This window comes from Halorubrum tibetense (genome assembly GCF_042661865.1).
In the GTDB taxonomy this organism is placed as follows: domain Archaea; phylum Halobacteriota; class Halobacteria; order Halobacteriales; family Haloferacaceae; genus Halorubrum; species Halorubrum tibetense.
Genome location: NZ_JBHSWW010000440.1, coordinates 1 through 1,351, shown reverse-complemented (window position 1 = coordinate 1,351; position 1,351 = coordinate 1). Strand labels below are relative to the sequence as shown.

Here is a 1,351-nt window from a genome sequence, read left to right as displayed (position 1 = left end):
GGCACCGAGCCCGACGACGACGGCCGCGTGCGAGCCGATCGCGAGGGGCGCGAGGAGGAGGATCGGAAGCGCGAACGGGACCACGAGCAGCGTGAGCAACGCGGCAACCGTCCCGGGACCGACGCCAGCGACGTTCGCGACCGCCCAGAGGCCGATCACGCCGACGAACGAGAGGTACACACGGAGCGTGCGACCGTCGAGGAGGAGGGCGCGCCAGAACAGCGGGTCGTCGGGGTGGGCGGTAGAAACGTTCGTGTCGTTGGAAGGGACGACGACGACCCGTTGGACGAGGTATCCGGTAGCGACCCCGATCACGGTCGAGAGGGCAAGCGCGGCGAGTCCCCAGCGGGCGTACGTCGACGCCGTCGGCTCGACGTGCGGGTACAACGATGCCGTCGAGAGGTTCCGGGTGAGGTAGTGGACGCTCGGAAACCAGATCGTACAGAACGGAACGACCGCCGTCCGGAACACGTCCCGATAGCGGGGGCTCTCTCGTGGCGTGGAGGGCATCGTCCGCGCTAGCGGTCGCGAGCGAGATGAACGTTCCGGCGAGCGCGGTGTCCGGCGGTCGGCGATCGAGGGAGTGAGTCAGCGATCGAGGGTGTGGGTCACCGCTCGAGTTCGACCGTCAGGTCGGTCGCGATCCACGCGTCGGTGTTCCCCTGTTCGGTGAAGACGGTGCGGTCGGGCGAGGTGTGGCTGGCCGCGACGGTCGGCCGGGCGTCGACCGTGGCGTCCGGGTCGCGTCCGACGCGTTCTCCGGTACTCATCGTCATCCGCTCGGGGGTCGGTGGGGTTATAGGTTTCGGTCGGCCTAAACCGGGATCGGATCCGATTTCGCCGTAGCGGTCGCGGCGAGCCACGTCGGGTACCGGATCATCTTAGCCCGCGGGCGGCGTGTGTCCGCCGATGACCGACTCGCTTTTCACGCCGTTCACGCTGCGCGACACCGAGATCCGGAACCGAGTGATGCTGTCGCCGATGTGCCAGTATTCGGCGGACGACGGGATGGCGAACGACTGGCATCGGGTTCACCTCGGCACGCGCGCGGCGGGCGGCGCGGGGCTGGTGATGACGGAGGCGACCGCGGTCGAACCGCGCGGGCGGATCACGCCGGACTGCCTCGGGATCTGGTCGGACGATCACGCCGAGGCGATCGAGCCGATCGTCTCGTTCGTTCGGTCACAGGGTGCGACGCCGGGGATCCAACTCGCTCACGCCGGGCGAAAGGCGTCACACGCCCCACCGTTCGAGGGCGGCGACGCGCTCACCCCCGACGACCCCGAGGGCTGGGAGACGATCTCGGCGACCGACGAGCCGTACCCGGACGACGACCCGGCGGCGACCCGGC

3 protein-coding genes are annotated in these 1,351 nt (G+C 69.7%); 1 reads left to right on the top strand and 2 read right to left on the bottom strand.

Features of this window, described 5'->3' with window-relative positions; translation table 11 throughout:
* Both ACFQEU_RS15955 and ACFQEU_RS15950 read right to left on the bottom strand, forming a co-directional pair.
* On the bottom strand, positions 1 to 510 hold a 510-nt coding region (locus ACFQEU_RS15955; protein WP_379783765.1), incomplete at its 3' end, for a hypothetical protein.
* Between the two features lie 98 nt (positions 511 to 608).
* Positions 609 to 770 (bottom strand): hypothetical protein, encoded by a 162-nt coding sequence (locus tag ACFQEU_RS15950; protein ID WP_379783763.1) that lies wholly within the window; start codon positions 768 to 770, stop codon positions 609 to 611.
* Positions 771 to 909: 139 nt separating this feature from the next.
* Here ACFQEU_RS15950 and ACFQEU_RS15945 point away from each other — a divergent pair.
* Positions 910 to 1,351: oxidoreductase (locus tag ACFQEU_RS15945; RefSeq protein ID WP_465261169.1), on the top strand; the 442-nt coding region annotated here is incomplete at its 3' end.

Bases quoted from the DNA above. Each gene is read 5' to 3' on its own strand.
- ACFQEU_RS15950 (WP_379783763.1), bottom strand. From the start codon at position 770: ATGAGTACCGGAGAACGCGTCGGACGCGACCCGGACGCCACGGTCGAC.